The organism is Mycobacterium sp., assembly GCF_050700595.1.
Classification (GTDB): Bacteria; Actinomycetota; Actinomycetes; order Mycobacteriales; family Mycobacteriaceae; genus Mycobacterium.
The window spans coordinates 1-6631 of the sequence record NZ_JBOHHI010000056.1 but is presented as its reverse complement, the minus strand read 5'-3'; the positions used below and the strand labels follow the sequence as shown (position 1 = coordinate 6631).

Annotated in this window: 8 protein-coding genes and 1 tRNA gene; 8 read left to right on the top strand and 1 reads right to left on the bottom strand. The window is 66.7% G+C overall.

Annotation, left to right across the window (positions count from 1 at the left end):
• A partial coding sequence (locus ACRDTL_RS05160; protein ID WP_431505646.1) for a TetR/AcrR family transcriptional regulator occupies positions 1–376 on the bottom strand: 376 nt, incomplete at its 3' end.
• A gap of 88 nt (positions 377–464) precedes the next feature.
• On the opposite strand from ACRDTL_RS05160, the gene ACRDTL_RS05155 reads away from it, so the two are divergent.
• The 8 genes from ACRDTL_RS05155 (at position 465) to pth (ending at position 6465) form a co-directional block, all read left to right on the top strand.
• Positions 465–536, top strand: a tRNA-Gln gene (locus ACRDTL_RS05155).
• Positions 537–625: 89 nt separating this feature from the next.
• Positions 626–2092 (top strand): bifunctional UDP-N-acetylglucosamine diphosphorylase/glucosamine-1-phosphate N-acetyltransferase GlmU, encoded by a 1467-nt coding sequence (glmU, locus tag ACRDTL_RS05150; RefSeq protein ID WP_431505645.1) that lies wholly within the window; start codon positions 626–628, stop codon positions 2090–2092.
• 55 nt (positions 2093–2147) lie between these two features.
• Positions 2148–3128, top strand: coding sequence for a ribose-phosphate pyrophosphokinase (locus tag ACRDTL_RS05145; protein ID WP_431505644.1), 981 nt, complete (start codon positions 2148–2150; stop codon positions 3126–3128).
• Positions 3129–3473, top strand: a complete 345-nt coding sequence (gene arsC / locus ACRDTL_RS05140) for an arsenate reductase (glutaredoxin) (RefSeq protein WP_431505643.1) — start codon at positions 3129–3131, stop codon at positions 3471–3473. It abuts the gene before it with no gap.
• On the top strand, positions 3470–4114 hold the full coding sequence (locus ACRDTL_RS05135) for an LpqN/LpqT family lipoprotein (RefSeq protein ID WP_431505642.1): 645 nt from the start codon (positions 3470–3472) through the stop codon (positions 4112–4114). Before arsC ends, ACRDTL_RS05135 begins: the two co-directional genes overlap by 4 nt.
• 100 nt (positions 4115–4214) lie before the next feature.
• A complete protein-coding gene (locus tag ACRDTL_RS05130) occupies positions 4215–5084 on the top strand; it encodes an oxidoreductase (RefSeq protein ID WP_431505641.1) in 870 nt (289 codons plus the stop codon).
• Positions 5085–5214: 130 nt separating this feature from the next.
• A complete protein-coding gene (locus tag ACRDTL_RS05125; protein ID WP_431505640.1) occupies positions 5215–5886 on the top strand; it encodes a 50S ribosomal protein L25/general stress protein Ctc in 672 nt (223 codons plus the stop codon).
• Positions 5887–5889: 3 nt separating this feature from the next.
• On the top strand, positions 5890–6465 hold the full coding sequence (pth, locus tag ACRDTL_RS05120) for an aminoacyl-tRNA hydrolase (RefSeq protein WP_431505639.1): 576 nt from the start codon (positions 5890–5892) through the stop codon (positions 6463–6465).
• Positions 6466–6631 lie beyond the last annotated feature (166 nt).

The following is a 6631-nucleotide window of genomic DNA, read 5'->3' as shown; positions in this document are numbered from 1 at the left end:
CCGCGTCGTTGAGCAGGGTGGAATAGGTGCCCGAACTGATGGAGGCCGGCGAGTCGCGGATCAGGATTCGGAAGCCGTCGGTGCGTTCCTCGACGTAGGTCAGCAACGCCAGCGCCACCCGTTCGATGCGCAGCCGGGACCGGTTGTTGGTCGACTTGGTCAGCGACGACGTGATGCCGTCCAGCAGCGCCGACATCTCTCGGTCGACGACGACCGCGTACAGGCCTTCTTTGCCGCCGAAATGCTCGTAGACGACGGGTTTGGACACATTGGCACGCTGGGCGATCTCCTCGATCGAGGTGCCGTCGTAGCCGCGTTCGGCGAACAGCGACCGCGCGACGTCGATGAGCTGATGGCGGCGTTCGGTGCCGGTCATCCGGGGACGCGGTGGGGGCGGTTCCTTGTCCAGCGTTGCCACGCCCATCAGCGTATCGGCTTCCACTAGAGTCGTCGCTGGTACACGATCCGTCGTGGTGTAATCGGCAGCACTTCAGATTTTGGTTCTGAGAGTTCAGGTTCGAGTCCTGGCGACGGAGCTGTGCATTTTTTGCCGCGAACGTGCGTGAAATGACACCCTGGACGGCGTGTCGGCGGACAAACACGCGCGCTCGCGAAAGAGGTGGCCATGAGATCACAGGGTGACACCGCGGTCCTGGTGTTGGCGGCGGGGGCCGGGACCCGGATGCGCTCGAACACCCCCAAGGTGCTGCACACCATGGCCGGGCGAAGCATGCTGGCGCATTCGTTGCACGCGATCGCGAAGATGGCGCCGCAGCATCTGGTCGTGGTGCTCGGTCAAGACCACGAGCGCATCACGCCCGTCGTCGCCGACCTGGCCGACACGCTCGGACGTCCGATCGGCATGGCGATGCAGGACCAGCAGCTCGGCACCGGGCACGCGGTGCTGTGCGGGCTGTCGGTCCTGCCCGACGATTTCGGCGGTGTCGTCGTCGTCACCTCCGGCGACATCCCGCTGCTTGACGCCGACACGCTGGCCGATCTGATCGCCGTACACAGCTCGACGCCCGCGGCGGTCACCGTGTTGACCACGACGCTCGCCGATCCGACCGGCTACGGCCGCATCCTGCGCACCCAGGACCAGGAGGTGATCGCGATCGTCGAGCAAGCCGACGCGACGCCGTCGCAGCAGGAGATCTGCGAGGTCAACGCCGGGGTCTACGCCTTCGACATCGGCCCGCTGCGCTCGGCGCTGCGCCGACTGTCCGCCGATAACGCCCAACACGAGCTCTACCTGACCGACGTCGTCGCCATCGTCCGCGGGGACGGGCAGGTCGTGCACGGGCGGCACGTCGATGACAGCGCGCTGGTGGCCGGCGTCAACAACCGGGTCCAACTTTCCGAGCTGGCCGCCGAACTCAACCGCCGCATCGTCGCCGCCCACCAATTGGCCGGCGTCACCGTCGTCGATCCCGCCAGCACGTGGATCGATGCCGACGTGACCATCGGCCGCGACACCGTCGTGGCGCCCGGAACCCAGCTGCTGGCCGGCACCCGCATCGGCGGACGCTGCGCGATCGGCCCGGACACCACCTTGACCGACGTCACCGTCGGTGACGACGCGTCGGTGATCCGCACCCACGGCACCTCCGCCTCGATCGGCGACAGCGCCTCGGTCGGCCCGTTCAGCTACCTGCGGCCGGGCACCGTGCTGGGCGCCGACGGCAAGCTGGGCGCATTCGTCGAGACCAAGAACTCCACGATCGGCACCGGCACCAAAGTGCCGCACCTGACCTACGTCGGCGACGCCGACATCGGCGAGCACAGCAACATCGGCGCGTCCAGCGTGTTCGTCAACTACGACGGTGAGTCCAAGCAGCGCACCAGGATCGGCTCGCATGTGCGCACCGGCTCCGACACCATGTTCGTCGCGCCGGTCACCGTCGGCGACGGCGCCTACACCGGGGCCGGCGCGGTAGTGCGCGACGACGTGCCACCCGGAGCGCTGGCGGTGTCGGCGGGTCCGCAACGCAATATCGAGGACTGGGTGCAGCACAGGCGGCCGGGCAGCGCCGCCGCGCAGGCCGCTGAGAAGGCACAGGCCGACATGGACCAACCCGATCAGACACCTTGAGGATTCTCTCCTTAGTATTAGGCCACCATCTCGATCCGAACGGCGAGGACATCACGTGAGCCACGACTGGACCGACAACCGCAAAAACCTGATGCTCTTCGCGGGTCGCGCGCACCCGGAATTGGCCGAACAGGTCGCCAAGGAGCTCGACGTCCACGTCACCGCGCAGACCGCTCGCGACTTCGCCAATGGCGAGATCTTCGTGCGGTATCAGGAATCGGTGCGTGGCTGCGACGCCTTCGTCTTGCAATCCCACCCGGCGCCGCTGAACACGTGGCTGATGGAGCAGCTGATCATGCTCGACGCGCTCAAGCGGGGCAGCGCCAAGCGGATCACCGCCGTGCTGCCGTTTTACCCCTACGCGCGGCAGGACAAGAAGCACCGCGGTCGCGAACCGATCTCGGCACGCTTGGTCGCCGATCTGTTCAAGACCGCCGGCGCCGACCGGATCGTCACAGTCGACCTGCACACCGATCAAATCCAGGGATTTTTCGACGGGCCCGTCGACCACATGCGCGCGCAGCACCTGCTGACCGGCTACATCAGGGACAACTACATCGGCCACGACCTGGTGGTGGTCTCCCCCGACTCCGGCCGCGTGCGAGTCGCAGAGAAATGGGCCGACGCGCTGGGCGGCGCTCCGCTGGCCTTCATCCACAAAACCCGCGACCCGCGGGTGCCCAATCAGGTGAAGTCGAACCGCGTCGTCGGCGAAGTCGCCGGCAAAACCTGCATTCTGATCGACGACATGATCGACACCGGCGGCACGATCTCGGCCGCGGTGCCGTTGCTGAAGAACGACGGCGCCGGTGATGTGATCGTCGCGGCCACCCACGGTGTGCTTTCCGACCCGGCGCCCAAGTTGCTGGCCGAATGCGGAGCCCGCGAGGTGATCGTCACCAACACGCTGCCGATCGGTGAGGAAAAGCGTTTCGCCCAGCTCACTGTGTTGTCGATTGCGCCGCTGCTGGCCAGCACGATCCGCGCTGTCTTCGAAAATGGTTCGGTTACCGGGCTTTTCGATGGGGACGCGTAGATGGGCGATGCCGTCATCTACCACAACCCACGCTGCTCGACGTCGCGCAAGACGCTGGAGCTTTTGCGCGACAACGGAATAGAGCCCGCTGTGGTCGAATATCTCCAGACGCCGCCCAATCGCGCTGAACTCGCGAAGCTGATTCGCGATGCGGGTATCGAGGTTCGCGCGGCAGTGCGGAAAAACGAGGACGTGTACCGTCAGCTCGACCTTGACGATGCCGGCGATGACGAACTACTCGACGCGATGGTCGCGAACCCGATCCTCATCCAGCGCCCGTTCGTGGTCACTGCCAAAGGCACTCGTCTGGGCCGCCCGGTCGACGTCGTCCGCGAAATCCTGTGAGGTCTGCGGTTTGCGCAGCTGGTGCGGCAGTCGTGTTAGCGCTGGTCGGCTGTACGCCGGAAACCCCTGACTACCAGTCGATCTGGACGACGACAACGACCACCACCACCACCACGATGACCGAGGCGCCTGTGCCGTTTTCGCAGTACCTGGAAAGTACCGGCGTGGGCGCTCAGCAGGTGGCACCCGACACGCTGACCGACCTCACGGTGTCGATGCCGACGCCGCCGGGGTGGAGCAAGCAAACCAGTCCCAAGATCAGCCCGATGACGCAGGTCATCGCCAAGAACGACAACTATCCGATGGCCATGCTGATCGTGTTCAAGCTGAACGGGGACTTCGATCCCGCCGAAGTGGTCAAGCATGCCAATGCCGACGCCGTGCTCTGGGAGAACTTCAAGCAGCTCGACGCGTCGGCCGCCGGCTTCCACGGCTTCCCGTCGTCGATGATCCAGGGCAGCTATGACCTTGGCGGCAGACGGTTGCACAGCTATAACCGGGTCGTCATCGCCACCGGCTCCCCGCCGGGCCACCAGCGCTATCTTGTTCAGCTGGCCGTCACCAGCCTGGCCGACCAGGCCGTCGCGCACTCCGACGACATCGACACGATCATCAACGGCTTCACCGTCGCGGCCAAGTAAGCGCTTGCGATCGCCGCGCTTGCGATCGCCGCTAAATCGATGGCGGCGACCCGCTGCGCCCGGCTCCGCCGCGCTTGCGATCGCCGCTAATGTGACAGCCATGACTGCCTGGACCGCCGCGGAGCTGCCCTCATTCGCGGGACGCACGGTGATCGTCACCGGCGCCAACAGCGGCCTGGGCGCGGTGGCGGCCCGTGAGCTGGCCCGCGTCGGCGCTCAGGTCATCCTGGCCGTGCGCAACACCGGAAAAGGTGCGGCCGCGGCCGAGCAGATGACCGGGGACGTCGAGGTGCGTCAGCTGGATCTGCAGGATCTGGCCTCGGTGCGCCAGTTCGCCGATGGGGTGGACGGCGTCGACGTGCTGATCAACAACGCCGGCATCATGGCCACTCCGCACGCGGTGACCAAAGACGGCTTCGAGAGCCAGATCGGCACCAACCATCTCGGTCATTTCGCGTTGACCAACCTGCTGCTGCCCAAGCTCACCGACCGCGTGGTCAGCGTGTCGTCGACCGCGCACTGGATAGGACACATCAACCTCCGAGACCTGAACTGGCAGACCCGGCGGTACTCGGCGTGGCCGGCCTACGCCCAGTCGAAGATGGCCAACCTGTTGTTCACCAGCGAGCTGGAGCGCCGCCTGGAAGTGGTCGGTTCGCCGCTGCGGGCGCTGGCCGCCCACCCCGGCTACTCGCACACCAACCTGCAGGGGCATTCCGGCCAGTGGCTTGGCGACGCGCTGATGTCGTTCGGCAACTGGCTGGTGGCCACCGACGTCGACTTCGGTGCCCGGCAAACGCTGTACGCGGCGTCGGCGGACCTACCGGGGAACACGTTCGTCGGCCCGCGCTTCGGCATGCGCGGGCGCACCCAGCCGGTCGGGCGCCATCCGCGGGCTAAGCGGCAAGGCACCGCGAGCGCGCTCTGGGAGCTCTCCGAGCGGCTCACGGACACCAAATTTCCGCTCTGAGGTCCTGGTGCGCTAACCTGGCCGGGCGTCACGGCGAGGGTGGCTCCGATTTGTGGGCCACCGTTATCGACGGGGACCTCAATGGTTGTCGCGATGCTGGCCGTGCCCTGACCAACACAGGAGCGACACCATGGCTAAATCTGCAGCTCGGGCCGCAAACCAGCTGGCCGTCTCGGTACGTGCCCAGACCGGGAAGGGTGCGTCCCGCCGGGCCCGTCGGGACGGCAAGATTCCGGCCGTCCTCTACGGCCACGGCAGCCCGCCACAGCACCTGGAACTGCCCGGACACGATTTCGCGGCGGTGTTGCGTCATTCCGGCACCAACGCGGTGCTGACGCTGCGCATCGACGGCAAAGAGCAGTTGGCGTTGACCAGGGCGCTGGACATCCACCCGATCCGCCGCACCATTCAGCACGCCGACCTGCTGGTGGTGCGCCGCGGCGAGAAGGTGGTCGTCGAGGTCACCATCGACATCCAGGGCCAGGCCGCGCCCGACACCCTGGTCACCCAGGAGGCCAACACCATCGAGATCGAGGCCGAGGCGCTGTCGATCCCCGAGGAGTTGTCCGTCTCTGTCGAGGGAGCCGAACCGGGCACCCAGATCACCGCCGGGCAGATCGCGCTGCCGCCGGGTGTCAGCCTGATGGACGACCCGGATCTACTGGTCGTCAATGTCGGCTACGCGCCGACCGCCGAGGAGCTCGAGGCCGAGGGCGCCGGCGAAGCGGCCGAGGAGGAAGCACCCGCCGAGGAGGTCGCCGAAGAAGGCGAGGCGCCCGAGGCCGAGTCCGAATCCGAATAACTCGTGGCCGACCCACTACTGGTGGTAGGCCTGGGCAACCCAGGACCAAACTACGCGCAGACGCGGCACAACCTGGGTTTCATGGTCGCCGACCTGTTGGCCGCTCGGCTGGGGTCGAAGTTCAAGGCGCACAAGCGATCCGGTGCGGAGGTTGTGACCGGTCGGCTCGGTGGACGCTCGGTGGTGCTGGCCAAGCCGCGCAGCTACATGAACGAGTCCGGCCGCCAGGTGGGGCCGCTGGCCAAGTTCTATTCGGTGCCGCCCGCCGACATCGTCGTCATTCACGACGACCTCGACCTCGACTTCGGCAGGATCCGGCTCAAGATCGGCGGTGGTGAGGGCGGTCACAACGGGCTGCGCTCGGTGGCAGCGGCATTGGGCGCCACGGACTTTCAGCGGGTGCGGATCGGGATCGGGCGCCCGCCGGGACGCAAGGACCCGGCGGCATTCGTGCTGGAGAACTTCACCGGCGCCGAGCGTCCGGAGGTTCCCACCATCTGCGAACAGGCCGCCGACGCCACCGAACTGCTCATCGAGCTGGGGCTGGAGCCGGCGCAGAACGTCGTCCACGCCTGGTAGGTGGCCCTAACCCCTTGCGCGAGCGTGCGTGTCCCCGGTCGACACCAACGTAAGAGGTTTTTGTCAATGGGTTGGGGGGCCTGCCCGTTCCTCGTCTCTACGTAGTTCACCAAGCGGGGTCTACGTGCCCCGACAGCGTGCAATCGAGTTTGGTGAGGAAGGGGCG